The sequence below is a fragment of the Cupriavidus sp. GW821-FHT07C08 genome (assembly GCF_059419025.1).
The window spans coordinates 502,692-525,868 of the sequence record NZ_JBWKQZ010000001.1 but is presented as its reverse complement, the minus strand read 5'-3'; the positions used below and the strand labels follow the sequence as shown (position 1 = coordinate 525,868).

Here is a 23,177-nt window from a genome sequence, read left to right as displayed (position 1 = left end):
ACATGCAACATCCGATAGTGAATATCTTGTCTGATTCCGTTGAGCAAGACACCCGCAATGCGGGCGCACCCGCCGACACCGGCGCCGCAGAACCCGGATCGGGCAGCGAAGCCGCGCCCCGCCGCAAGGGGCTGCGCCGCGGGCTGAGGAACCTGGTGGCATCGCGCCGCCAGGCAACGCAGGACCGCGGCGAGGGCGCCGAAGGCGCCAGCGCCGGCGGCCAGGCCGATGCCGGTGAAGCGGGCGCCGCACAGGCGGCGGGCGGCGCGCGCGGTGGCCAGCGCGGCCGCGGCAAGCGCAAGACGGGGCAGGGCGAGGGCGGCCAGAGCAGCCAGGGCGGCCAGGGCACCAGCAAGGCAGACAAGGTGGACCGCGCGGCCAGGGCCGAAGGCACCGACAAGCCCGAGCAGCCCGGCCGCAAGCGCAAGCCGGTCCAGCGCTCAGGCAAGGCGGCGGCGCCGGGCGAGGCGCAGGGCGCCGGCGCGCGGCAGCAGGGCCGCCGCAAGGATGGCGGCAAGCCGCAGGCGCCCCGCAAGGGCCAGGGCGGCGGGGACAAGACCGCGGCGAGCAGCGAAGACCTGTTCCGCTTCGTGATCTCCGAGCAGTACGACACCGAAGACACCGTCATTCCGCGCACCAAGGCCAAGCCGGTGCGCGAGCTGTCGGCTGACGACGACGCGCCCAAGCTGCACAAGGTGCTGGCCGAGGGCGGGCTGGGCTCGCGCCGCGAGATGGAAGAACTGATCCTGCAGGGCCGCGTTTCGGTCAACGGCCTGCCGGCCCATATCGGCCAGCGCATCCTGCCGGCGGACCAGGTCCGCGTGAACGGCAAGCTGATCCACCGCAAGGTGTCGACCAAGCCGCCGCGCGTGCTGCTGTACCACAAGCCCGCCGGCGAGATCGTCAGCCAGTCCGATCCGGAAGGCCGTCCGACCGTGTTCGACAGCCTGCCGCGCATCAAGTCCGGCAAGTGGGTCGCGGTGGGCCGCCTGGACTTCAATACCGAAGGCCTGCTGATCTTTACCACCTCGGGTGACATTGCCAACCGCTTCATGCACCCGCGCTACGGCGTGGAGCGCGAATACGCGGTACGCACGCTGGGCGAGCTGGCCGAGGCCGACCGCCAACGCCTGCTGCACGGCATCAAGCTCGATGACGGCGAAGCCAACTTCCTGCGCATTGCCGACGGCGGTGGCGAAGGCGTCAACCAGTGGTACCACGTGGCCCTGACCGAAGGCCGCAACCGTGAGGTGCGCCGCATGTTCGAGGCGGTCGGGCTGACCGTGTCGCGCCTGATCCGCACCCGCTACGGCCAGTTCCTGCTGCCGCGCGGCCTCAAGCGCGGCCGCTGGCAGGAAGTCGAGCCCAATGACGTCAAGGCGCTGATGGCCGGTGTCGGCCTGAAGGTGCCCGGCAAGGGCGAGCAGGCCCCCAAGGGCGCCACCAAGGTGGGCGGGCGCAAGCAGCGCACCGAAGCCGCGATTGCCGGCATGCCGATGCCCACGGGCATGGACGGCCTGCCGCGTTTCGACCAGGGCGGTGCCCGGGGCGGTGGCAGCGGCCGCAGCAGCCAGCCGGATCCGATGAAGACCTCGATGGGCTATATCAGCCACGGGCCCACGTTGCTGACCTCGCACGCGGCCAACCTGGGCGGCGGGCGCGGCACTGGCGCACGCCAGGGGCGCGGTGGCACCGGCATGGGCGGCATGGGTGGCATGCGCGGTCAGGGTGGCCAGGGCGGTCTGGGCGGCCAGGGTCAGGGCAAGCCGCGTCGTGGCGGTGGCGAAGCCAACGGCAATGTGATGCCGAAGGCGTCGAAGCCGGGCGGTAACCGTTCCCCGCGCGGAGGCACTGGCGGTGGCGGTGGCGGCGGCAACCGTGGTGGCAACCGCGGCGGCAACCGATAAGCGCTGATTGCGGCGCATGGCGGGCTGAATGCCCGCCGGCGCCGGGTTCAGTGCGCGGAAATGTCTGGCTTTTGCCTTTTCGACATAATCCGCGTATAATTCAAGTCTATTCAAAAAGCCATCCTCGTCGAGGATGGGCGAATGATGGGCATTGCGCCCATTTTTTTTTGGTTCGCCCGTTTTTCGGTTCTCTCCGCTGGAGCGGGGGGATGGCGGACAGGCAGGGCTGCAGCAGGGTCGTCCCGGACGGCACCGGCGGGTTTGCCTGCCACGGTGTTGATGGCCATTACTCGGGATAACAGTGCATCTGGCAGATTTGATCGAAACCACCCTAAGCGGCATGGGATATGAGCTGGTCGAGCTCGAGCGTGCCCCGGCCGGATTGCTGCGTGTCTATATCGATCAGCCTGAAACCGGCATTGCCATCGAGGATTGTGAAAAGGTGAGCCGCCAGCTCACCCACGTGTTCACGGTCGAGAACGTCGGCTACGAACGCCTCGAGGTCTCGTCGCCCGGACTGGACCGGCCGCTGAAGAAGCTGGCCGACTACGTTCGCTTTGCCGGCGAGGAGGTGCGCGTGACGCTGCGCCTGCCCGTCAACGGACAGAAGAACTTCACAGGCATCCTGCGCGAGCCCACCGGCGCGGCGGGCGAGGAGAAGATTGGCCTGGAGTTCGAGGGCAAAGATGGCCCGGCGCTGCTGGAATTTGCCGTATCCGATGTCGACAAGGCACGCCTGGTGCCGGTGATCGACTTCAAAGGAAATCAAAGAAAAGGGAACAAGCAATGAGCCGCGAAGTTCTGTTGCTCGTCGATGCGCTTGCGCGTGAGAAGAACGTCGACAAGGATGTGGTATTCGGTGCCCTGGAGGCGGCGCTCGCCTCGGCCACCAAGAAGCGTTTCGAGGAAGACGTGGATATCCGTGTCGCGATCGATCGCGAGTCGGGCGAGCATGAAACCTTCCGCCGCTGGCTGGTCGTTCCCGACGAGCTGGGCCTGCAAGAGCCGGACAAGCAGATCCTGCTGTTCGAAGCCCGCGATGAAAGCCCCAGCATCGAGCTGGGTGATTTTATCGAGCAGCAGATTGAGTCGGTCGAGTTCGGCCGCATCGGTGCGCAGGCTGCCAAGCAGGTGATCCTGCAGCGCATCCGCGACGCCGAGCGCGAGCAGATCCTGAACGACTACCTGGATCGCGGCGAGAAGATCATGACCGGCACGGTCAAGCGCGCCGACAAGAAGGGCCTGATCGTCGAGTCCGGCCGCGTTGAAGCGCTGCTGGCCCGCGACCAGATCATCCCGAAGGAAAACCTGCGCACCGGTGACCGCGTGCGTGCGTATATCCTGAATGTGGACCGCGCCGCGCGCGGCCCGCAGATTGAACTGTCGCGCACCGCGCCCGAGTTCCTGATCAAGCTCTTCGAGAACGAAGTGCCGGAAATGGAAGAGGGCCTGCTGGAGATCAAGGCGGCTGCCCGTGATCCGGGCGTGCGCGCCAAGATCGCCGTGGTCGCGCATGACAAGCGCATCGACCCGATCGGCACCTGCGTGGGCGTGCGTGGTACGCGCGTCACTGCGGTGCGTAACGAGATCGGCGGCGAGGCTGTGGACATCGTGCTGTGGTCGGAAGACCCGGCGCAATTTGTGATCGGCGCGCTGGCGCCGGCGCAGGTGCAGTCGATCGTGGTGGATGAAGAGAAGCACAGCATGGACGTGGTGGTCGACGAGGAAAACCTCGCCGTCGCCATCGGCCGCAGTGGTCAGAACGTGCGCCTGGCGTCCGAGCTGACCGGCTGGCAGATCAACATCATGACGCAGGAAGAATCGGCGCAGAAGCAGGCCGAAGAGAGCGATGTCGTGCGCAAGCTGTTCATGGCCAAGTTGGACGTGGACGAGGAAGTTGCCGACATCCTGATCGAGGAAGGCTTCTCCACGCTGGAAGAAGTGGCTTATGTCCCTATCAGTGAAATGATGGAGATCGAGGCCTTTGACGAAGACACCGTCAACGAGCTGCGCAATCGCGCGCGTGATGCGCTCCTGACGATGGAACTGGCCCGGGAAGAAAAGGTGGAAGAGGTGTCGCAGGACCTGCGCTCGCTCGACGGCCTCAACCCGGAATTGATCGGCAAGCTGGCCGAAGGCGATATCCATACGCGTGACGACCTGGCCGAACTGGCCGTGGACGAGCTGGTCGAGATGACCGGTGTCAGCGAGGAAGAAGCCAAGTCGCTGATCATGAAAGCACGGGAACATTGGTTCAACTGAGGGACACGGCCGGGCCGGCCTACACCTGGCCCGGGCGCGCTTTCCGCAACGATTTGTCCCGACGTAGAAACCAAGCATTGAAAGGGTTTGAATGGCAAGCACAACAGTTGCCCAACTGGCCGCAGAACTGAGTCGCAGCGCAGCTGCCCTGCTGGAACAATTGCAGGCGGCTGGGGTGGGCAAAGCGACGCCAGAAGACATCATCACGGAATCGGATAAGACCAGGCTGCTGGACTATCTGAAGCGTTCGCACGGCCAGGCCGACGACAGCTCCCGCAAGAAGATCACACTGACCAAGCGCGAAACCTCCGAGATCCGCCAGTCGGATGGCACCGGCAAGACCCGCACGGTCCAGGTGGAAGTGCGCAAGAAGCGCGTGCTGATCAAGCGCGACGAAGCTGCGCCCGATGCCCAGGCCGACGGGGCGGAAGCCCACGCGCCTGTCGCCGATGTTGTCGAGGAAGCACGCCGCGACGAGGAAGAACGCCAACAGGCTGAACTGCTGGCGCGACAGGAAGCTGAAGCCAAGGCCGCCCGCGAGGCAGCCGAGCGCGAGGAAGCCGAGCGCCGCGCCCGCCAGGAAGCGCTGGAGGCTGAACAGCGCCGCCAGGCCGAACTCGCCGCCCGCAAGGCGGAGGAAGAGGCTGCCGCATCGCGCGCCGTGACCGAGGCCAACGAGGATTCCTCGCGCAAGAAGGCAGAGGACGAGAAGGCACGCGTCACCGCCGAACGCGCCGAGGCGCAGAAGGCTGCCGACGAGGCCAAGGCTGCTGCCGACAAGGCCCGTGCCGAGCAGGAAGTCGCTGCGCGCAAGCGCCGCGAGGCTGCCGAAGCCGAGGCCCGTGCGATCCAGCAGATGCTGAACGCCCCGCCGCGCGTGCTGAAGGCGCCGTCCGAGCGCAAGGCTGAAGAAAAGAAGGCCGAGCAGACCGGTACGCTGCACAAGCCGGTGAAGCCGGCCGGTGCGACCACGGAAGCGAAGAAGGACGAAAAGAAGCCGGCCACCACGACCACGACCACGGCAACCGCCGACAAGAAGGGCAAGGTCGTGAAGGCGGGCTGGCAGGACGACAGCAGCCGCAAGAAGGGCAGCGGCCTGAAGACGCGCGGCGATACGTCGGGTGGCGTGGGCGGCTGGCGCGGTGGCCCGCGTGGCCGCGGCGGCCGGCAGCAGCAGCACGACGACAGCCGCAGCAGCTTCCAGGCGCCGACCGAGCCGGTCGTGCGTGAAGTGCACGTGCCGGAAACCGTCTCCGTGGCTGACCTGGCGCACAAGATGGCCGTCAAGGCGTCCGAGGTCATCAAGCAGATGATGAAGCTCGGCCAGATGGTGACGATCAACCAGGTGCTGGACCAAGAAACCGCCATGATCGTGGTGGAAGAAATGGGCCACAAGGCGTATGCCGCCAAGCTGGACGATCCGGAAGCGCTGCTGGTGGTGGGTGGTGAGGAACACACCGACGCCGAGCTGCTGCCGCGTCCGCCGGTGGTGACCGTGATGGGTCACGTCGACCACGGCAAGACCTCGCTGCTGGACTACATCCGCCGCACCAAGGTGGCAGCGGGCGAAGCCGGCGGGATTACGCAGCACATCGGTGCCTACCATGTGGAAACCGACCGCGGCGTGATTACGTTCCTGGATACCCCGGGTCACGAGGCCTTCACGGCCATGCGTGCCCGCGGTGCCAAGGCGACCGACATCGTGATCCTGGTGGTGGCCGCCGACGACGGCGTGATGCCGCAGACCAAGGAAGCCATCGCGCATGCCAAGGCTGCCGGTGTGCCGATCGTGGTGGCGATCAACAAGATCGACAAGCCCGATGCCAACCCGGACCGCGTCAAGCAGGAACTGGTGGCCGAGCAGGTGGTGCCGGAAGAATACGGCGGCGATTCGCCGTTCGTGCCGGTTTCCGCCAAGATGGGTACCGGTGTGGAAGACCTGCTCGAGCAAGTGCTCCTGCAAGCCGAAGTGCTGGAACTGACGGCGCCGGTGGATGCCCCGGCCAAGGGCCTGGTGGTGGAAGCCCAGCTCGACAAGGGCAAGGGCCCGATCGCAACCATCCTGGTCAGCAGCGGCACGCTCAAGCGTGGCGATGTGGTCCTGGCTGGCAGCGCCTACGGCCGCGTGCGTGCCATGCTGGACGAGAACGGCAAGCCGACCAAGGAAGCCGGCCCGTCGATCCCGGTGGAAATCCAGGGTCTGTCGGAAGTGCCTGCCGCCGGTGAAGAAGTGCTGGTGCTGCCGGACGAGCGCAAGGCACGTGAAATCGCGCTGTTCCGCCAGGGCAAGTTCCGCGACGTGAAGCTGGCCAAGCAACAGGCCGCCAAGCTGGAGAACATGCTCGAGCAGATGGCCGAAGGCGAAGTGCAGACGCTGCCGTTGATCGTCAAGGCCGACGTGCAGGGTTCGCAGGAAGCGCTGGTGCAGTCGCTGCAGAAGCTGTCGACCGCCGAAGTGCGCGTGCAGATCGTGCATGGCGGCGTGGGTGGCATCTCCGAATCCGACGTCAACCTGGCGACGGCTTCGAAGGCGGTCATCATCGGCTTCAACGTGCGTGCCGACGCTGGTGCGCGCAAGCTGGCCGAGCACAACGGCATCGATATCCGCTACTACAACATCATTTACGATGCGGTAGACGAGATCAAGGCGGCGATGTCGGGCATGCTGGCGCCGGAGAAGCGCGAGACCACCATCGGCCAGGTCGAGGTGCGCCAGGTGTTCCGCGTGCCGAAGATCGGTGCGGTGGCCGGCTGTATGGTTACCGACGGCCTGGTCAAGCGCAACTCGCTGGTGCGCGTGCTGCGCAACAACGTGGTCATCCACGATGGCGAGCTGGATTCGCTCAAGCGCTTCAAGGACGACGTCAAGGAAGTCAAGCAAGGCTTTGAGTGCGGTCTGTCGATCAAGAACTTCAACGATGTTCAGGAAGGCGACCAGCTCGAGGTGTACGAAATCACAGAGGTGGCGCGTACGCTGTAAGGCGTCGCAAGCAACGGCAGGCTTCGGCCTGCCGTTGTCATCTCGACTAGACAGTATTGAATGGCCAAGAAAGGCAGCATCTCCTCCCGCAATCTCCGCATCTCCGACCAGATCCAGAAGGACCTGGCCGAGATGATCCAGCGCGAACTGCGCGACCCGCGCCTCGGCCTGGTCACGCTGCAGTCGGTCGCGCTGACGCCTGACTATGCGCACGCCAAGGTGTACTTCACCGTGCTGGGCGCCGAAGCCGCCGAGGCGGAAGCCATCCTGAACGAAAAGGCCGGCTACCTGCACTCGCTGCTGTACAAGCGCCTGCACATCCATACCGTGCCGACGCTGCGCTTCTTCCACGATACCTCGGTCGAACATGCGATCGAGATGTCCAAGCTGATCAACGAAGCGAACGCCACGCGTTCGAAAGACGACTGAAGCCGGCGCCCATGCCGCCCTGGCATGGGTTTCGCGGCCTCACGATTTACGTTGCCGCCATCCGCGCCGCATCGCCGTCCCGCCTCCCGCTTTCTCCCGATGACCGATTCCAACGCCAACCGTCCGCCGCGCCTGCCGCGCCGCGAGGTCCATGGTGTGTTGCTGCTCGACAAGCCGCTGGGCCTGTCATCCAACGACGCGCTGGTGCGCGCCAAGCGCCTCTTGCGCGCGGCCAAGGCCGGCCATACCGGCACGCTGGACCCGCTTGCCACGGGGCTGCTGCCGCTGTGCTTCGGTGAGGCCACCAAGTTTTCGCAAGACCTGCTGGAAGCGGACAAGACCTATGACGCCGTCGTGCGGCTGGGCGCGCGCTCGAGCACGGGCGACGCCGAAGGCGAGCTGCTCGACGTGCGCGAGGTCAGCTGCGACCGCGCCGCGGTGGAGCAGGCGCTGGCAAGCTTCCTCGGCGAGATCGAACAGGTGCCGCCGATGCATTCGGCGCTGAAAAAGGACGGCCGCCCGCTGTATGAATACGCGCGCGCCGGCCAGACCGTGGAGCGTGCGGCGCGTCGCGTCACCATCCGTTCGATTGCGCTGCTGGACTGCGCCTTGCCCGATGCCCCGTCGTTCACGATGCGGGTGACGTGCAGCAAGGGCACCTATATCCGCACGCTGGCCGAGGACATCGGCGAAGCGCTGGGCTGTGGCGCGCACCTGACCGGACTGCGCCGCATCGCCGTGGGCGACCTGACGCTGGACGGCGCGGTGACTCTGGAGCAGATCGAACAGCACGACGACGCGCAGCGCCCGGCCATGCTGGCGCCCGTGGACGCCTTGCTGCAGAAGTGTGCGCCGGTGTATCTGGACGAGGCCGCGGCTGCGCGCTTCCTGCAGGGCCAGCGCATCGCCCAGCGCGACCTGCCGGCCGGCGCCGGGCTGGCCGAGGATGCGCTGGCGCGCGTCTATGCCGGCGAGCCGGCCCGGCTGCTGGGCGTGGCGCGCATGCGCGAAGGCGCGTTGCGGCCGGAGCGGCTGGTCAAACTGTAAATTGCGTGTGGGGCGTAAGCGGCCGCCCCGTCAGCAATTACTGTAGCGTGATCCTGGCCGTCTTGATGACATCGGCCCACATCTTGCGATCCTGGGCGAGGAACCCGGCGAAATGCTCCGGTGTATCGCCCACGGGCTCGGAGCCGAATTCAGCCATTTTCTTCCTGACTTCCGGGTTCGCCAGGGCCTTGAGCAGCGCCTGGTTGTAGCGGACCACGATCGCCTTCGGCAGGTCCTTCGGCCCGAAGATGCCTTGCCAGGTCGGCATGTTGAAGTCCTTCAGGCCGCTCTCGGCAAGCGTCGGCACCTCCGGCAACAACGGCGAGCGCTTGCTGCCGGTGACCGCCAGCGCCTTGACCTTGCCGGTCTTGGCCAGCGTCGCCGCGGTGGTGATGTTGTCGACCGTCATGGCGATATGGCCGCCCATCAGGTCGGTGATCACCGGGGTGGCACCCTTGTACGGCGCATGGACCATGTCGATGCCGAGGCGGTGCAGCATGGTTTCGGCAATCAGATGATTCGACGTGCCGACGCCTGCGGTGCCGTAGGTGACCTGCGGCGTCTTTTTGACGTAGGCGACGAAGTCGGCCATGGTCTTGACCGGCAGGGCCGGATTGATGATCACGACATTCGGCTGGGTGGCCAGCATGGCGATGGGCGTGAAATCATCCGCCTTGTATGGCGTGCCCTTGGGGTTGAGCAGGTGCGTCACCGCCATCGCGCCGGCGGCGCCCATGCCAATGGTGTAGCCGTCGGCCGGGGCCTTGGCCAGCTTGTCGGCGGCGATATTGCCACCCGCACCCGGCACGTTCTCGACCACCACCGGCACCCCCAGGCTTTCCGACAGCGGGGCCTGCACCAGGCGTGCCAGCAGATCTGCCGAACCGCCGGGCGCAAAACCCACCAGCAGGCGCACCGGCTTGGCCGGCTTCCACTCCTGCGCCTGCGCGCCCGGGATCACCGCCGCGCCCACGCTCATCCACATCATGCCGCGCACCAGCGGCCCCATCCACTTCGCCACCTTTTCCATTGTTACTTCCACTCCAGCAGTGTCATGGGCAATCTGTCAGCGGGCTCGCCCTTACCCGAAAATGCGTTCGCTTCCTGCCCTGATTCAGGCCGCGGCACCCGCCAGTACCTGCCCCAGCAGCCTTGCCACCATGCGGTTGGAGAGCAGCACCGGGGCACCGGCATGGCGCGCCACCTCGGCCCGCATGGCTTCGGTGTAGCCCATGCAGTGCATCACCACCAGGTCGCAGCCGCGCAGCGTCTCGCCCGCCTGCGCGAAGCGGCCGGTGCTGGTGTCGGTATAAGGCGAGGCATGCGTGACGCGCAGTTCGCAGGGCACCGGCTGGATCAGGTGGAAGCCGCTCACCTGAGCTTCCAGCGGCAACACGATGCCGAGCCGCTTGCAGCCCTGCGCCAGCGCCACGGTCAGGTGGTCCACCACCTGCTGCGGTTCGATGACCAGGGTCTGCATCGGCGGCAGGGCGGTGCCGGTGCACAGTGGCACCAGGGCGTCGAAACGGCCGTCGTCCAGCGAGGTCATCAGCCGGGCCAGCATCGCCTCGGCCACCGGCTTGCCCATCACCGCCTGCGTGCCGTCACGCAGCCGGCTGGCAAAGCGGTACTCGCCGGGTGCAGGCGCCAGCGCGGCAATGTCCTGCGGGCCCAGCGCGTCCAGGATGCCGAACTCTTCCACCGTGGCCGGCAGGCCCAGGTCGGCAATCATCTGCGGGACCACATCTGTCCTGGGCGCCTGCCCGATGGTGACGAAGGCCACGCGTGGCTGGTGTGCGGCAGGTGTGTTCATGCTTCGGTGCCCACGGTCTGCAGATGGGCCAGCGAGCCGTAGCGGCGCTGCAGTTCGGCCCACTCGGCCGCGTCGTAGAAGTCGCACTGGCCCTGGCCGAACTGCTTCGCCACCTCGATGCAGAAGCGCGTCGCCACGTCGATGTCGAAGGCGTTGGTGACGCCGGTTGCGCAGCCTGGCACAGTGGTCTGCGCGGTCAGCGCCACGCCTACGACCGGGGCAGGGGTCACGATGGCCGGCTGCATGATCGAGTTGACATGCCACAGGCCGTTCTCATACGGTGTGATGTCCTGGGTGGTCAACGGCAACACCATCGGCAGTTCGCCGCTGACCCATCCCATCAGATCCAGCATCCGTTCCGGCAGGCGCAGCAGCCAGCCTTCCTTGGCCACCGGCGTCAGCGCCACGCCGCGGCGGTTGACGAAGCGGTTGCCGCGCGTGGTGTCAACCGACAGGATCGCCGCCATGCGCGGGTGCACCTCATGCGACATCATCGTGCGCATCGCAAAGGGCGATTTCATCATCGGCACCGGATGGTGCGGCCGCGTGGCGGCGTGCGGGCAGATATGAGTGTGGATGCGCACCGGCCCGGCCAGCACGTCGCCGGTGGCGGCCATGTCGGCCAGCTTCAGGGCGCTGGCGACGGCCACGATGGCGCCGTCGGCATCGGACACCAGGCCCGTCACCGCCGGGCGCGCGCCGACGCCGCCCAGCCGGCCGACCACGCCAAGTGCGGGCGCATCCGGGTTCTGTCCGGGTACCGTGCAGGCGAGGAAATCGGTGTAGAGGCCGTTCTCTTCCACGCGCGTGACGGTGACATCGTCCAGGCCGCGCGAGCGCAGCAGTGCGGCGACAGCTTCGCCGTCGACATTCGCTGCCGACAGCAGCTCGATCGATTCAAGAACCTGCTTGATAGACATCTTGCTTGACTTCCTTGGGGCTGGGGTGGGGTTCCGTACGCTGGGGCTCAGGCCGGCAAATTCAGCGCGGCAGCGACAGCGCGCCGGGCTGCACATCGGCAATGTCCGCGCCCCTGAACCATCGCGCGGCATGGGCACCGCCCATTTCGAGGCGATCGTCCGAGACCCGTACCCAGTTGCCTTCGGGCAGGCCCAGCACCGGCATGTCGGGCTGCAGCACGGTGAATTCGGCCAGGCGCTGGTCGCGCGTTTCGCCGCGGAAGCCGGGCACGACCAGGTTGAAGTAGTGCGGGTTGATCTGGAAGGGGATTAGCGCCAGGGCGTCCAGGCCGCCTGGATCAGCCACCGGCATGTCGTTGGTGGTGCGGATGGTCGGGCAGGCAAGGTTGGCGCCGGCGCTCCAGCCGATATAGCGCGCCGCACCGGATCGCACCCGCACCGAGATCGCCGCCAGCAAGTCGCGCTCGCGCAGGCATTGCAGCAAGCGGAACGTGTTGCCGCCGCCAACGACGATCAGTTCGGCCGCCTCGATGGCGCGCACGGCTGCCGCCGGCTCGGCCAGACGGTGCAGTGATTGCACCGCGATGCCGACCGGCGCGAAGGCGTCGCGGACCAGCGTCTCGTAGGTGTCCCAGTCGCGCGTGACGCCGGCGAACGGGATAAAGCAGGCAGTCTTGCGGCCGGCGGCCAGGTCGCGGATCGCCGACTGGGCGTGGACCAGGTAACCGGCGTCGCTGCTGGAGTTGCTGAGTAACAGGAGTTCCATGGGTCGTTGCGGCAAAGTCTAGATAAGTGGGGCGGCGTCGAGCCACAGTGGGTCGCCGATGCGCTGTCCCACGGGTGCCACGGCCTGCACCAGCGTCGCGCGCAGCGCCTGGGCCTGGGCCTGGCTGACCTGCATCGCGGTGAAAGACAGGCACAGTCCGCGCACGTCGCCTGAGAGCGGGTCTGCCAGCGTGGTGGCCACGGCGCCGATGCCCGGCATGCCTTCATTCACGGCGATGGCGCTGTGCTCGGCGCGGGCCGTTGCCACGCGTTCGCGCAGCTCGGCAACCGTGGCAGGACAGCCGGCGGGTGCATCCGGCAGCTTGCGGGTGCCGGCTGCGCCGTAGCGCGCGCTGAATTCAGGCTCGGGCAGGCGCGACAGCAGCACCCGGCCCATCGCCGTGGTGAATGCCGGCCGGCGTGCGCCGGGCGGCGACAGCACCTGCACCGGGTTGCTGCCGTTCAGGCGTTGCAGCACGACGGTGTCGGTGCCGTCCAGCATCGACAGATAGGCGGTGAAGCCGGTGGCATCGGACAGCGTGGCCAGGATCTCGCGGCATTGCTCGTCGAAGGGATGCGCCTGTGCAGCGGCCTGCGCTGCGCGGATCAGCAGCGCGCCAGGGCGGTAGCGCCGCGTGGACGGCTGCAGTTCCAGCAGGCGATAGCGCACCATCTGGGCGAGCAGGCGCGAGGCCGAACTCTTGGCAAGGCCCAGTTCGTCCAGGACATCGTTGAAAGTGATCTCGTGCCGGTGATGCCCGAACAAGTCCAGCACGCTTTCCACGCCTTCAAGAATGCTCACTCCGCCACTCCACGCTCCGTATCTTTTTACTGTTTGGTTCCGTTTTTCGGAACTTAGGTTCCGAAATTCGGTTTGCAAATAATAGAAGCACGAAGACAGGAATACAAGGGGGACATTCCCGGCGCAGCAACCCGGCGGCGAAGCAAAAAAAATGGCCCCGATCAGGGGCCAAGTCTTGAAAACCGGAGAGGTTGGGTCAGTGCGCCGCCATCGCATCCGCCGACCCGCCGCCGCCCTTGGCCGGCCGCGTCAGCCAGACAAAGCCGATCAGCACGAAGAACAGCATCCCCGAGATCCAGAAGATATCGTTGGCGCCGAGCATGGCCGCCTGCTGGGAGATGTTGCGCTCGATCACGCCCATTGCCTGGGCCTGGCTCATGCCCATCTGCATCAGGTGGCTGAGCTGGTCGTGGTAGGCCGGGTTGTACGGGTTGACCTGTTCCACCAGCTGCGCGTGGTGCAGGGCCGAGCGGTTTTCCCACACGGTGGTCGAGATCGAGGCGCCGATGCCGCCGAAGGTGATCCGCACGAAGTTCGACAAGCCCGAGGCCGCCGGGATCTTCTCGGGCGGCTGGCCCGACAGGATGATCGACGTCAGCGGGATGAAGAACATCGCCATGGCCGCACCCTGGATCAGCGTAGGCACCATCAGCGTCCAGGTATCCACCTGCGTGGTGAAGCCCGAGCGCATCAGGCTGACGATGCCGAAGGTGATGAAGGCCGCGGTGGCGACCCAGCGCGCGTCCATCTTAGGCAGGTTGCGCCCGATCACCGGCGACAGCAGGATCGCGAAGATACCGACCGGCGCCATCACGATGCCCGCATCCGTCGCGGTATAGCCGACGATGGTCTGCAGCCACAGCGGCAGGATCACCAGGTTGCCGAAGAACAGCCCGTACGCCACCGAGATCGCCACCACGCCGGAGCTGAAGTTGCGGCCCTTGAACAGGCTGATGTCGACGACGGGGTGCTTCTCATAAGTTTCCCATGCCAGGAAGAAGAGGAAGCCGACAATTGCCACCAGCGTCAGCACCACGATCTCGGTCGAGTGGAACCAGTCCAGCTCCTTGCCCTTGTCGAGCATCAGCTGCATCGAGCCGACCCAGATCACCAGCAGCGCCAGGCCGATGCGGTCGATCGGCAGTACCTTGGTCGGGGTCTCGCGGTCCTTGTAGATGGCCCAGGTGACATAGGCCGTGATGATGCCCACCGGCACGTTGATGTAGAAGATCCACGGCCAGGTCATGTTGTCGGAGATCCAGCCGCCCAGCAGCGGGCCCATGATGGGCGCCACCAGCGTGGTCATGCCCCACAGTGCCAGCGCCATGGTGCTCTTCTGCGGCGGATAGCTCGACAGCAGCAGCGACTGCGACAGCGGGATCATCGGCCCGGCCACCGCACCCTGCAGGACCCGCGCGGCCAGCAGCGTCTCGAGGTTGGGCGCGACGCCGCACAGCCACGATGCCAGCACGAACAGCAGGATCGAGGTGATGAACAGCCGCACCGCGCCGAAGCGCGTGGTCAGCCAGCCGGTCAGCGGCACCGAGATCGCATTGGCCACCGCGAACGAGGTGATGACCCATGTGCCCTGGTTGGGCGCGACGCCCAGGTCGCCTGAAATTGCCGGGATCGACACGTTGGCGATCGACGAGTCCAGCACGTTCATGAACGTGGCCAGTGACAGCGCGATGGTGCCGACCACCAGCTTGCCGCCGGTCAGCGGCCGCGGCTGCTGCGACGCCAGCGGCGGGACCGGCCGCGCCGGCGCCTGGCTGCCGCCGGACTGCGCGGCGGTGGGGGAGTTGGCCATGATCAGGTGTTGGCGGGCTTGGCGTTGGCGGCGCTGGCCGAGGGCAGGCCGGTGCTGCGGCCGCCGTTGTTGGCGGCGATGATGCGCGCGATCAGCTGGTCGGCGTCCTGCGCTACCTTTTCATAGACATCGGTCTGCATCGGCTTGGCCGGCGCGGCGGCGGCCATGGCGGCGCCTTCCTCGCGGCGCACGTCGACCTTGACGGTCATCGACAGGCCCACGCGCAGCGGGTGGTCCTTGAGCTGCTGCGGGTCAAGCGCGATGCGCACCGGCAGGCGCTGCACCACCTTGATCCAGTTGCCGGTGGCGTTCTGCGCCGGCAGCAGCGAGAAGGCCGAGCCGGTGCCGGCCGAGAAGCCGGCGACCTTGCCCTGGTATTCCACCTTGGAGCCGTACACGTCGGCTTCCAGCGTTACGGGCTGGCCGATGCGCATATGCGTGATCTGCACTTCCTTGAAGTTGGCGTCGATCCAGACCTGATCCAGCGGCACCACCGCCATCAGCGGCGCGCCGGCGGCCACGCGCTGGCCGACCTGCACCGAGCGCTTGGCAACATAGCCGGTCACCGGCGCCGGCATGGCCGAGCGCGCGAACGACAGGTAGGCCGAGCGCAGGTTGGCGGCGGCGCGCTGCACGTTGGGGTGCTTCTCCACCGTGGTCTGGTCGGTCAGCACCTTGTTCGACGCCAGCTGCTCGCGCGCGGCCAGCAGCGCCGACTCCGCACCCTTGAGCGCGGACTGCGCGTGCGAGATCTCTTCATTCGAGACCGCGCCCGAGCCGGCGATGGCCTGGCGGCGGCGCAGGTCGTCGCGGGCCTTGGCCACGTCGGCTTCGCGCAGCGCCACGTTGGCGGCGAGCGAGCCGTTGTTGACGTACAGCGTGCGCACTTCGCGCACGGCCTGGGCCAGCTGGGCTTCGGCCTGTTCCATCGCCACTTGCGAATCGGCGCGGTCAAGCTGGATCAGCGGCTGGCCGGCGGTGACCAGTTGCGTGTCGTCGGCGGCGATCGACACCACGGTGCCGCCCACCAGCGGCGTGACCTGGACCACGTTGCCGGCGACATAGGCGTCGTCGGTGTTTTCAAAGTGGCGGGCGTACATGCCCCAGTAAACGCCATAGCCGATGCCGGCGACCACGATTGCCGCAGTCAGCGACAGCAGCATGCGCTTGCGCTTGCCGTTGTTGCTGGTGGTGGCCGGCGCTTGCTGGGCAGGGTGCTGGGGGGTGTTGGGGCCGGCCGCTTGCTGGTTGTTGCTCATGATGTCTTCTGAATAATCTTGTGTTCGATCACCGGGTGCGCGGATCAGCCGCGGGCGCCCGCCTGGGTGTTGTGCTGTTGCTGCGCCGGGTCGTGGCCGGCGCTCTCGTGGCCTTCCGCAGGCTCCTGGTAGCCGCCGCCGAGCGCCTTCATCAGGCCCATCTGCAGGTCCAGCCGCCGTGCCTGCAGGTCGGTCGCCAGGCGGCGCTGCTGCAGCACATTGCTTTCGGCGTTCAGCACGGTCAGCTGCGTGCCCAGGCCGGCCTTGTAGCGGGTGGTGGACAGTGCATAGGCGTGCTCGGCCAGGTCCAGGGCTTCGCGCTGGGTCTGGATCTGCTTGTCGACGCTGCGGATGCTGGTCATGGTGTCGGCGGTCTCGCGCAGCGCATCGACCAGGGCCTGGTTGTAGTTGGCCACGGCGATGTCGTAGCCGGCGTACTTGCCCTTCAGGTTGGCGCGCAGCTTGCCGCCTTCGAAGATCGGCAGGCGGATGGTCGGGCCGATGCCGAAGGTGCGGCTGACGCTCATCAGCAGGTTGGACGGATCCAGCGCGGCCAGCCCGGCAAAGGCGGTCAGGCTGACGTCAGGCAGGAACTCTTTCTTGGCGACATTGATGTCCTTGGACGCCGCCTCCACGCGCCAGCGTGCCGCCACCAGGTCCGGCCGGCGGCCCAGCAGGCCGATGGTCAGGTTGTCGGGCAGCGTCGGCGTGGCCTGCGCCAGCAGCACCGGGGGCTGGATCTGCAGCCCCCGGTCCGGGCCCTTGCCCAGCAGCGCTGCAAGCTGGTTGCGCGCCAGGGCGATTTCCTCGTCCACGCGCTGCAGGTCGGTGCGCGAAGCAGCCACCGTGCCGCGTGCCTGCGTGGTCTCGACCTGGGTGTCGAGCCCGGCGGCCAGGCGCTGGCGTGACAGCTCGGTCAGGTCGCCGCGCTGGGCGATGGCGCGCTCGGCCACGTCGCGCTGGGCGTACAGCGCCGCCAGGCGGGCGTAGTTGCGGGCGATCGAGGTGGCCAGAATCAGGCGCGAGGCCTGGCTTTCCGCCTCGGCGGCGCGGTCGTCGGAGAGCGCGGCTTCCAGCGCATCGCGGTTCTTGCCCCAGAAATCGAAGTCATAGGACAGGCCCACCTGCAGGCGCGACTGGTTCTGCCACGATCCCGCCAGCGGCGTGCCCTCGAACAGGTCCTTCTCGGAGAAGCGCTGGCGGATCAGGCTGCCTTCGAACTCCAGGTGCGGATAGAGCGCGCTGCGGGTGGCATCGGCCATGGCGCGCGAAGCTTCCACGCGGGCGAACGCGGCCTGCAGGCTCGGGTTGTCCTTGACCGCCTCATCGACCAGGGCGCTCAGCTGGGGGTCCTTGAACTGCGCGACCCAGTCCTGCGACGGCCATTGGCCGTGTTCGTCGGGCAGGGTCTGCGAGGTGGCCATCGTGGCAGGGTCGGCCACGGTCTGGGTGCTGTGCGAATTGCCGAGTGCCGCGCAACCGGCCAGCACCGCCGCGGCCATGGCAGTCAGCGCAAGCGCGCTGGCACGGCGCGCCAGCGTGCGTGGGGTGGCGCGCTGGGGGGATTGGGGGGAGAGAGCTTGTTTCATGGTGTTGCTCCGTTGCCGGAGCCTTACGGTTTCTACGGGCTGATACGGTGTCCGGTTGATCGGACTGACCGGACGATCTGGTGTGCCGGAGGCCGGCGTACAGCCCGCTACCCGCTGTTGTTATCGATGATCCGCCGCAGCATGCCGCGCAGCAGTTGGATCTCATCCTCGGAAAAACCGCGGAAGTGGTGGGCAAGTACCTTGCAGAAGATGGCGGGCAGCCGTTCCACCAGTTCCTGGCCCTGTGGCGTGACCGACAGGTCGACCACGCGGCGGTCGGCGTCGCGGCGCCGGCGTTCGATCAGCCCGCGCTTTTCCATGCGGCTGAGCAGGCGCGTGACCGAGCCCATGTCGGTATTCAGTTCGCGGCCCAGGTCAGTAACGGTCGCGGCGCGGCCGGTGGCCAGCATCATCAGGCAACTGGCTTGGGCCTGCGTGATGTCCAGACTGCTCACTTCCTGCTCGACCCCATGCGCCAGCATGTTCTTGGCGCGTTGCATGAGGTAGCCGACGCTGTCGCACATCTGGTACTGGATGGGATCGAACGGGCCGGCCGTGGATTCGGCTGGCTGATCGGAGGAAGGGAGCCGTGACATCTTTGCCTTTGCAATCTTTGCTGTGACAAATATATGTTCACGTTTAATGATGCGCAAGAACGGAAATTGTTTATTCCACTTTTCGCAATGATATTCATTCGGTAAGTGGCGGTTCCGATCAACGCGTCTTGCGCTGCAACATGCTAGAATATTGGGTTACTTCAGATTCTCCAAAGCGAGACGCAGCAATGACCCGCGCCATCCGAAATATCGCCATCATCGCCCACGTCGATCATGGCAAGACCACCCTGGTCGACCAGCTCCTGCGCCAGGCAGGCACCTTCCGCGACAACCAGCAAGTCGCCGAACGGGTGATGGACTCGAACGACCTGGAAAAGGAACGCGGGATCACGATTCTCGCGAAGAACTGTGCCGTCGAATACAACGGCACCCATATCAATATCGTCGACACCCCGGGCCACGCCGACTTCGGCGGTGAAGTGGAGCGCGTGCTGTCGATGGTCGACGGCGTGCTGCTGCTGGTCGACGCAGTCGAAGGCCCGATGCCCCAGACCCGTTTCGTCACGCGCAAGGCGCTGGCGCTGGGCCTGAAGCCGATCGTGGTGGTCAACAAGATCGACCGCCCGGGCGCGCGTCCGGAGTGGGTGATCAACCAGACCTTCGACCTGTTCGACAAGCTGGGCGCCTCCGACGAGCAGCTCGACTTCCCGGTGATCTACGCCTCGGGCCTGAACGGCTTTGCCGGCCTGACCGAAGACGTGCGCGGCGGCGACATGAAGCCGCTGTTCGAAACCGTGCTGGACAAGGTGCCGGTGCGTGACGACGATCGGGACGGCCCCCTGCAGCTGCAGATCATCTCGCTGGACTACTCCAGCTACGTCGGCAAGATCGGCGTGGGCCGCATCTCGCGTGGCCGCGCCCGTCCGCTGCAGGACGTGGTGGTCAAGTTCGGCCCGGAAGGCAACCCGATCAAGGGCCGCATCAACCAGGTGCTGAAGTTCCAGGGCCTGGAGCGCGAGATCGTGTCCGAGGCCGAAGCCGGCGACATCGTGCTGATCAACGGCATCGAAGAACTGGGTATCGGCTGCACCGTGTGCGCGCCGGACGCCCAGGACGCGCTGCCGATGCTGAAGGTGGACGAGCCGACGCTGACCATGAACTTCTGCGTCAACACCTCGCCGCTGGCCGGCCGTGAGGGCAAGTTCGTGACCAGCCGCCAGCTGCGCGAGCGCCTGGACCGCGAACTGAAGTCCAACGTGGCGCTGCGCGTGGCCGATACCGGCGACGACACCATCTTCGAAGTGTCGGGCCGCGGCGAACTGCACCTGACCATCCTGCTGGAAAACATGCGCCGCGAAGGCTACGAGCTGGCCGTGTCGCGTCCGCGCGTGGTGTTCAAGGAAATCGACGGCGTCAAGAACGAGCCGTATGAACTGCTGACCGTGGACGTCGAAGACAGCCACCAGGGTGGCGTGATGGAAGAGCTGGGCCGCCGCAAGGGCGAACTGCTCGACATGGCCTCTGACGGCAAAGGCCGTACCCGCCTGGAATACCGCATTCCGGCCCGTGGCCTGATCGGCTTCCAGGGCGAGTTCCTGACGCTGACGCGCGGCACCGGCCTGATCAGCCATATCTTCGACGACTACGCGCCGGTGCGCGAAGGCGGCCTGGGCGAGCGCCACAACGGCGTGCTGATCTCGCAGGACGACGGCGACGCAGTGGCCTACGCACTGTGGAAGCTGCAGGACCGCGGCCGCATGTTCGTCAAGCCGGGCGATGCGCTGTACGAAGGCATGATCATCGGCATCCACAGCCGCGACAACGACCTGGTGGTCAACCCGATCAAGGGCAAGCAGCTGACCAACGTGCGCGCTTCGGGTACCGATGAAGCCGTGCGCCTGGTGCCGCCGATCCAGATGTCGCTCGAATACGCGGTGGAATTCATCGCCGACGACGAACTGGTCGAGCTCACGCCCAAGAGCATCCGCCTGCGCAAGCGCCACCTGAAGGAGCACGAGCGCAAGCGCGCTTCCCGCGAAGGCGCATAAGCGCTGGCTGTGCCAACAAAAAACCGCGCCCGTGAGCGCGGTTTTTTGTTGGCGGCGGGGCAATGAGGCAGCTGCTTACCATGCGTACTTCACCCCGGCACGCAGCGCGTACTGATAGAAACTTTGTGCCCCCCACGCGCCGGCCACATTGGCCCAGCCGCTCCAGCGCTTGCCGATGTCGGCGTTGATGCCGAGCTTGAGCTCATAGCGGTTGGACGGGTACAGGCTGCCGAGCGGCAAGCGGTTGAACGAGATATTGCTGTCGATGTCGGCGTGCCACCAGTTCAGCGTCGCGTATGGCTGTATCTTGCGGCCGTCGACACGCAGGAAAGTGCGGTGCAGGCGCGCACCCACGCGCGTGACCACGCCGCTGGAGTCGGCGCCGGTGATGCGCGTGCCGTTGGGCTCGGTGACGTCATCGGCGCCGTACTTCACGTAGACGATCTGGGCCTGCGGCTCCGCCACCCATCCGCCGCGCAAGGGGAACGCATAGCCGGTCTCGCCGGAGATGGCCCAGCCGTTGGCGCCATAGCCGACCGTCGGCAGGCGGTCGCCTTCCACCTTGTTGTCGAACCAGCCGTACTGCAGCCATGTGTCGACATAAGCGCCGAGCTTGCGCTCGTCGTTCTGGTACCAGGTACCGTAGGCGCCGATGCTCCAACCCTGCACGCTGCCCTTGGCGCGCGCCGGATTGCCGTCGGCGCGGGCATCACTGCCGGCGTTGCCGTAGCTGCCCATTGCGCCCACGTGCAGGCGATCGGAGCCGGTGGCCATGCGCCAGCGCGCCAGCTCCACGCCGCCCTGCAGCAGGAATGCTGCAGTGCCGACCTTGAAATTGCCGTCGCGGCTGCGGCTGCCTTCCCAATTGCCGAGCGCGCGCAGCCAGCCCGAACGGATGCTGCCGGGGGCGCTGTCAGGGCCGCTGCGGGCATCCATGCCTTCGGCGTATTGCGGCTCGCCGAGGCGGTCATGCAGGCTATGCACGAACATCTGCCCGACCAGCCGCTGGTTGGCGAGGTAGGCGGCAACTTCAGGGCGGTATTGGGGCCGCGGTGGTGCAGGCGGTTCGGGTGGCGCGGGCGTGGGGCCGGGACCCGGTGGCGCCGGCTGCGGCGGCTTTGCCGAACGCAGGTACCAGGCCTGCGGATTGCTGCCGTCCGTGCTGCCGCGGAACAGGCGGTACTCGTAAGCGCCGGCCACGGCGCGGCCGTCCAGCGCGAACGCGGCGGGCGTGGTGGTGCCGGCGTTGACAGGATCGACCACCAGTATGCCGTTGGCCGTGGTCAGCGCGCCCGCGCCGCCGGCATTGACGATGCGCAGGCCGGTGGTGCCGGTCGCCGTGCCGCCATCGATGACGAGCCGGTCCGATGCGGCGCCGTCGCCGGCAAGGACGGTCTTCAGGCGCAGCGTGCCGCCGCTGCCGGCGTAATGGCTGGCGAACAGTAGCTGGCCGGCGCCGCCCGACGCCGAGGCCAGGTCGACCAGCCCGCCATTTGCCAGCGTGCCCGTCACCCGATAGACACCGGCGCCGGCGCCATTGGCAAAGCTGAGCGTGCCCTGGTTGCTTGCATCCCCGATCAGCGTTCCGCCATCGCCGCTGAAGCGCAGCGTTGCGCCGCTGTCGATCCGGAACAGGCCGGCCTCATACCGTGTGACGCTGGTGAACGTGACATCCGCGCCGCCGGTGACAGCGACCACGGTCCAGGGATCGATGCTGCCCGGCACGCTGCCGCGATAGCCGTCGAAGGCCAGCGTGCTGCCGCCGGTGCCGCCTTCATACAGCGGCACCCGGCTGATATCCGCATCGGCGAACACGGTCACGCGGTCGGCGCCGGAGCCCATGCGCAACGCGCCGACGGTGACGGAGCCGGCGTGCAATGCCAGCGTATTGTTGCCCGCCAGGAACTGCACCGCATTGGGTGTGCCCTCGATCGTGGCGTGGCTGTTGATGATGGCGCCACCGCTGGCCTGCACGCCACTGCCGGCCTGCGCCACGATCTGGCCGCCCAGGTGTTCCAGCGTGCCGCCGTTGGCCAGCGCTATGCCGGCAGTGGTGCCGCCACGCACGATGCCGCGGTTGATGACCGTGCCGCCGCTTTCCAGCAGGATGCCGTCTTCCAGGCCGTCGACGGTGCCACGGTTGTCGACCGTGCCGGACGCGCCGGCCATCAGGACGCCTGCATTGCCGTTACCCCTTATCGTGCTGCCGGCATAGTTGACCACGTTGCCGCCGCTGCCGCCGATCCACAGCCCGTACGTGCCGCCGATGATCTCCACACCGGTGGCGATGGTCGTGCCGCCGTCCGTCGAGCCATTGGCCACGTTGCCGCCGCTGTCCAGCAGAACGCCGATCAGTCCTCCCGAGATCGCACCTGCATTGGCGACGCTGCCACCATCGTTCACGACGCTGATGCCGTGCCCGCTGCTGGCGCCAATCACCGAGCCGGCCAGGTTGGTCACCGTGCCGCCGCGCTCCAGCAGCACGCCGGTGGTGCCGCCGTGGATGGCGCCGCCCTGATTTCGCACCACGCCCGCCATGCCGCGGATACGGATGCCATCGCCAGTGCTGTCGCTTTCGACCAGTCCGGTATTGACCACGGTGCTGCCCGCGTCGGCGGAGCCGAGCAAGACCCCCGCCGACTTGGTGCCACTGGTGCGGATCGTGCCGCGATTACGGAACACATAGGACCTGGCGGAACCGCCGTCGGTGACCGCATCGGTATCCGCAATGAAGGCGCTGCCGATAAATGTCACATCCGTGGAGGCCGGGTCTCCGGTGACGGTATAGGTGCTGAACGACGCAGGCTGCCGCAGGTCGATCTGTGCGATGTTATCGCCTGAGATGGCGGGCCCATCGTTACGGCGGTGAATCTCGACCATGCGCACGCCATTGCCGCGATCTCCACATCGGGTGCTTTGCCTGCCCCTGTCGAGGATCGCTACGATGCGCAGCAACGCGCTGCATCGGCATGGGCACCGGATGGAAGTA

General features: G+C 66.8%; 17 protein-coding genes. 7 read left to right on the top strand and 10 right to left on the bottom strand.

The window, feature by feature from the left end; genetic code table 11:
* Positions 1 to 2 precede the first annotated feature (2 nt).
* The 6 genes from rluB to truB all read left to right on the top strand — a co-directional run bounded on the left by rluB (position 3) and on the right by truB (position 8,625).
* Positions 3 to 1,907 carry a 23S rRNA pseudouridine(2605) synthase RluB gene (gene rluB / locus AC07UK_RS02560; protein ID WP_436222071.1) on the top strand — a complete coding sequence of 635 codons (1,905 nt, stop codon included), beginning with the start codon at positions 3 to 5 and terminating at the stop codon, positions 1,905 to 1,907.
* Positions 1,908 to 2,208: 301 nt separating this feature from the next.
* Positions 2,209 to 2,697 (top strand): ribosome maturation factor RimP, encoded by a 489-nt coding sequence (gene rimP / locus AC07UK_RS02555; protein ID WP_436222070.1) that lies wholly within the window; start codon positions 2,209 to 2,211, stop codon positions 2,695 to 2,697.
* Entirely contained in the window at positions 2,694 to 4,169 is a 1,476-nt protein-coding gene (gene nusA, locus AC07UK_RS02550) for a transcription termination factor NusA (protein ID WP_316150282.1), read from the top strand. The genes rimP and nusA overlap by 4 nt, the downstream gene beginning before the upstream one ends.
* 91 nt (positions 4,170 to 4,260) lie before the next feature.
* Complete coding sequence (gene infB, locus AC07UK_RS02545) at positions 4,261 to 7,149, top strand: translation initiation factor IF-2 (RefSeq protein ID WP_436222069.1); 2,889 nt, start codon at positions 4,261 to 4,263, stop codon at positions 7,147 to 7,149.
* 60 nt (positions 7,150 to 7,209) lie between these two features.
* The gene (rbfA, locus tag AC07UK_RS02540) at positions 7,210 to 7,578 is read left to right on the top strand and encodes a 30S ribosome-binding factor RbfA (RefSeq protein ID WP_010809484.1); all 369 of its coding nucleotides are present in this window, start codon (positions 7,210 to 7,212) and stop codon (positions 7,576 to 7,578) included.
* Between the two features lie 99 nt (positions 7,579 to 7,677).
* Positions 7,678 to 8,625, top strand: coding sequence for a tRNA pseudouridine(55) synthase TruB (gene truB / locus AC07UK_RS02535; RefSeq protein ID WP_436222068.1), 948 nt, complete (start codon positions 7,678 to 7,680; stop codon positions 8,623 to 8,625).
* A gap of 37 nt (positions 8,626 to 8,662) precedes the next feature.
* On the opposite strand, the gene AC07UK_RS02530 is transcribed toward truB, so the two are convergent.
* The 9 genes from AC07UK_RS02530 to AC07UK_RS02490 all read right to left on the bottom strand — a co-directional run bounded on the left by AC07UK_RS02530 (position 8,663) and on the right by AC07UK_RS02490 (position 18,179).
* A complete protein-coding gene (locus AC07UK_RS02530) occupies positions 8,663 to 9,655 on the bottom strand; it encodes a Bug family tripartite tricarboxylate transporter substrate binding protein (RefSeq protein WP_436222067.1) in 993 nt (330 codons plus the stop codon).
* A gap of 84 nt (positions 9,656 to 9,739) precedes the next feature.
* The gene (locus tag AC07UK_RS02525) at positions 9,740 to 10,438 is read right to left on the bottom strand and encodes an AroM family protein (protein ID WP_436222066.1); all 699 of its coding nucleotides are present in this window, start codon (positions 10,436 to 10,438) and stop codon (positions 9,740 to 9,742) included.
* On the bottom strand, positions 10,435 to 11,358 hold the full coding sequence (locus tag AC07UK_RS02520) for a DUF1177 domain-containing protein (RefSeq protein ID WP_436222065.1): 924 nt from the start codon (positions 11,356 to 11,358) through the stop codon (positions 10,435 to 10,437). Before AC07UK_RS02520 ends, AC07UK_RS02525 begins: the two co-directional genes overlap by 4 nt.
* 61 nt (positions 11,359 to 11,419) lie before the next feature.
* On the bottom strand, positions 11,420 to 12,124 hold the full coding sequence (gene pepE / locus AC07UK_RS02515; protein WP_436222064.1) for a dipeptidase PepE: 705 nt from the start codon (positions 12,122 to 12,124) through the stop codon (positions 11,420 to 11,422).
* An 18-nt stretch (positions 12,125 to 12,142) separates the two neighbouring features.
* The gene (locus AC07UK_RS02510; RefSeq protein ID WP_436222063.1) at positions 12,143 to 12,925 is read right to left on the bottom strand and encodes an IclR family transcriptional regulator; all 783 of its coding nucleotides are present in this window, start codon (positions 12,923 to 12,925) and stop codon (positions 12,143 to 12,145) included.
* 196 nt (positions 12,926 to 13,121) lie between these two features.
* Positions 13,122 to 14,735: a DHA2 family efflux MFS transporter permease subunit gene (locus AC07UK_RS02505; RefSeq protein WP_436222062.1), complete on the bottom strand. Its 1,614-nt coding sequence runs from the start codon at positions 14,733 to 14,735 to the stop codon at positions 13,122 to 13,124.
* A gap of 2 nt (positions 14,736 to 14,737) precedes the next feature.
* A complete protein-coding gene (locus AC07UK_RS02500) occupies positions 14,738 to 15,994 on the bottom strand; it encodes an HlyD family secretion protein (protein WP_494685301.1) in 1,257 nt (418 codons plus the stop codon).
* A gap of 44 nt (positions 15,995 to 16,038) precedes the next feature.
* The gene (locus tag AC07UK_RS02495; protein ID WP_436222060.1) at positions 16,039 to 17,583 is read right to left on the bottom strand and encodes an efflux transporter outer membrane subunit; all 1,545 of its coding nucleotides are present in this window, start codon (positions 17,581 to 17,583) and stop codon (positions 16,039 to 16,041) included.
* 107 nt (positions 17,584 to 17,690) lie between these two features.
* Complete coding sequence (locus tag AC07UK_RS02490) at positions 17,691 to 18,179, bottom strand: MarR family winged helix-turn-helix transcriptional regulator (protein ID WP_436222059.1); 489 nt, start codon at positions 18,177 to 18,179, stop codon at positions 17,691 to 17,693.
* A 188-nt stretch (positions 18,180 to 18,367) separates the two neighbouring features.
* Between AC07UK_RS02490 and typA the strand changes: the two genes are divergently transcribed.
* Complete coding sequence (typA, locus tag AC07UK_RS02485) at positions 18,368 to 20,188, top strand: translational GTPase TypA (RefSeq protein WP_114135804.1); 1,821 nt, start codon at positions 18,368 to 18,370, stop codon at positions 20,186 to 20,188.
* Positions 20,189 to 20,263: 75 nt separating this feature from the next.
* Here the strand turns inward: typA and AC07UK_RS02480 are convergent, their stop codons facing one another.
* The gene (locus AC07UK_RS02480) at positions 20,264 to 23,068 is read right to left on the bottom strand and encodes an autotransporter family protein (protein WP_494685302.1); all 2,805 of its coding nucleotides are present in this window, start codon (positions 23,066 to 23,068) and stop codon (positions 20,264 to 20,266) included.
* Between the last annotated feature and the right edge of the window lie 109 nt (positions 23,069 to 23,177).

What these genes read in the sequence shown, in the direction of transcription:
- rluB (WP_436222071.1), top strand. Translation starts at nt 3, where the DNA reads ATGCAACATCCGATAGTGAATATCTTGTCTGATTCCGTTGAGCAAGAC.
- nusA (WP_316150282.1), top strand. Translation starts at nt 2,694, where the DNA reads ATGAGCCGCGAAGTTCTGTTGCTCGTCGATGCGCTTGCGCGTGAGAAG.
- infB (WP_436222069.1), top strand. Translation starts at nt 4,261, where the DNA reads ATGGCAAGCACAACAGTTGCCCAACTGGCCGCAGAACTGAGTCGCAGC.
- rbfA (WP_010809484.1), top strand. Translation starts at nt 7,210, where the DNA reads ATGGCCAAGAAAGGCAGCATCTCCTCCCGCAATCTCCGCATCTCCGAC.
- truB (WP_436222068.1), top strand. Translation starts at nt 7,678, where the DNA reads ATGACCGATTCCAACGCCAACCGTCCGCCGCGCCTGCCGCGCCGCGAG.
- AC07UK_RS02530 (WP_436222067.1), bottom strand. Translation starts at nt 9,655, where the DNA reads ATGGAAAAGGTGGCGAAGTGGATGGGGCCGCTGGTGCGCGGCATGATG.
- AC07UK_RS02525 (WP_436222066.1), bottom strand. Translation starts at nt 10,438, where the DNA reads ATGAACACACCTGCCGCACACCAGCCACGCGTGGCCTTCGTCACCATC.
- AC07UK_RS02520 (WP_436222065.1), bottom strand. Translation starts at nt 11,358, where the DNA reads ATGTCTATCAAGCAGGTTCTTGAATCGATCGAGCTGCTGTCGGCAGCG.
- pepE (WP_436222064.1), bottom strand. Translation starts at nt 12,124, where the DNA reads ATGGAACTCCTGTTACTCAGCAACTCCAGCAGCGACGCCGGTTACCTG.
- AC07UK_RS02505 (WP_436222062.1), bottom strand. Translation starts at nt 14,735, where the DNA reads ATGGCCAACTCCCCCACCGCCGCGCAGTCCGGCGGCAGCCAGGCGCCG.
- AC07UK_RS02500 (WP_494685301.1), bottom strand. Translation starts at nt 15,994, where the DNA reads ATGAGCAACAACCAGCAAGCGGCCGGCCCCAACACCCCCCAGCACCCT.
- AC07UK_RS02495 (WP_436222060.1), bottom strand. Translation starts at nt 17,583, where the DNA reads ATGAAACAAGCTCTCTCCCCCCAATCCCCCCAGCGCGCCACCCCACGC.
- AC07UK_RS02490 (WP_436222059.1), bottom strand. Translation starts at nt 18,179, where the DNA reads ATGTCACGGCTCCCTTCCTCCGATCAGCCAGCCGAATCCACGGCCGGC.
- typA (WP_114135804.1), top strand. Translation starts at nt 18,368, where the DNA reads ATGACCCGCGCCATCCGAAATATCGCCATCATCGCCCACGTCGATCAT.
- AC07UK_RS02480 (WP_494685302.1), bottom strand. Translation starts at nt 23,068, where the DNA reads ATGGTCGAGATTCACCGCCGTAACGATGGGCCCGCCATCTCAGGCGAT.